Origin of the sequence: Paraburkholderia elongata, from assembly GCF_013177735.1 — a bacterium.
Lineage (GTDB): Bacteria > Pseudomonadota > Gammaproteobacteria > Burkholderiales > Burkholderiaceae > Paraburkholderia > Paraburkholderia elongata.
Window position 1 is genome coordinate 1 of record NZ_WOEZ01000047.1, and the last position, 1,491, is coordinate 1,491.

A 1,491-nucleotide genomic window follows, 5' to 3' on the forward strand; every position below is an offset into this window, starting at 1 on the left:
TCAGGCGGGGTGTCTTTCGGCGGGACGGCCGGCATCGCTTGCGGTCTTGAGCGGCGATCTGCGCGAGGTTGCGCCGCATCGAATCTCCGAGGTCGACACGGTGATAACGCTGTTCGAAGGGGAGGCGGTGTTCGGCAGCCGCGATTGAACCGCGGCGCGCTGTCTGTCGCGAGGCGAGACCCGCGGCAGACAGCGTGTTTCGCCGGAGCGACTAGAACATCGTGTTGTCGTTGGCTGACTGCTCGGGCACGGGTTGAACCACATCCCAGTGCTCAGCGATCTTGCCGTGCTCGACGCGGAAGATATCCACGATGGCGTTGCCGCGGTCTTGCGGGTTGCCGGTCGAGTGAACATGCAGAAAGACGAGATCGCCGTCGGTCGCACTGCGCACGATGGCCGAACGGGCATCGGGGGCATGCTTGAAGTATTCGGTAAAGAAGCCGATGAACGGCGCGGACCCGGTGGGCACATGCGGATTGTGCTGAATGTAATTCGGTGCGAGCACGGTGCTAGCAGTCCTGAGATCGTGCCGGTTGAACACCGCATCGTAGAAGTTCACGACTAGCGCGCGGTTGCGCTCTTCCTGGGCAATATCGCGAGCGGCCGGATGAACCGGCGCGACGCTATCTTCGGCGCGGGCCACATGGCTCGCGATCAGCACAAAGAAAGCAGCGGCGGCTGCCGCGCGCTGGAGCAGGGAAGTTCTGTTTGGCATGACGGTCCCCTACTTTTCGGTGAAAGCCGGCGGCTGCAAGGACTTTAGCATCCGCAGGTGGCGACGACGAGACGGATCTTGCCGGCGCATCGGCGCTCCCGCGCCGAATGGCCTGCTGCATTGCAACCGCGTCGCCATGCCATCTGCGCCGGCCCTGGAACCTGGGCCACAGCGCGAAAGCCTGCAACACCGACGCGCTTGCAGCATAGGGCAAGTCCCTAAGGCGATATAGCCGTGCATTACCACATTCGTGTTGGCGTCCCTACACTTGATTTAACAACACGGGGGTGCGACATGGCCAAGCTGATCCACACGATGATCCGCGTGCAGGACTTGCAGCGCTCGCTGCAGTTCTACCAGCAAGCTTTCCATTTCAGCGTCGCGCATCGGCTCGACTTCCCCGAATTCACACTGGTTTATCTGCGCAATGGCGAGGCCGATGCGGAGATCGAACTGACGTGGAACAAGGGCCGCGCCGAACCCTATACGCATGGCGACGGGTACGGCCATGTCGCAGTCTGCGTCGACGACGCGAAAGCCGAACGACAACGTCTGGTCGAACTCGGCTTCGCACTGAACGCTCATGACGGCGAGATCGGTGCCGAAGGAGGGATGCAGGAAGCGCCCGTATTCGAAAAGGTTCACAACGGGGATGTCGTGGCAGCTGCCGATCGGACCGACCTGATCGGCTGTGCTTCGCCAGTTGGGCATACTGTGGTCAATGTGGTTGGCCGAGGCAAGCGTCAGCGACATCGACAATCGGCTCGCTGTCGGCG

General features: G+C 62.0%; 1 protein-coding gene and 1 pseudogene. One reads left to right on the top strand and one right to left on the bottom strand.

Going from position 1 to position 1,491, the window contains the following annotated elements; translation table 11 throughout:
• Positions 1 to 211: 211 nt before the first annotated feature.
• On the bottom strand, positions 212 to 715 hold the full coding sequence (locus GNZ13_RS10600; RefSeq protein WP_172163297.1) for a nuclear transport factor 2 family protein: 504 nt from the start codon (positions 713 to 715) through the stop codon (positions 212 to 214).
• Positions 716 to 1,009: 294 nt separating this feature from the next.
• Here GNZ13_RS10600 and GNZ13_RS52180 point away from each other — a divergent pair.
• Positions 1,010 to 1,294, top strand: a pseudogene (locus tag GNZ13_RS52180) (VOC family protein); the annotation flags it as partial.
• Positions 1,295 to 1,491: the final 197 nt, after the last annotated feature.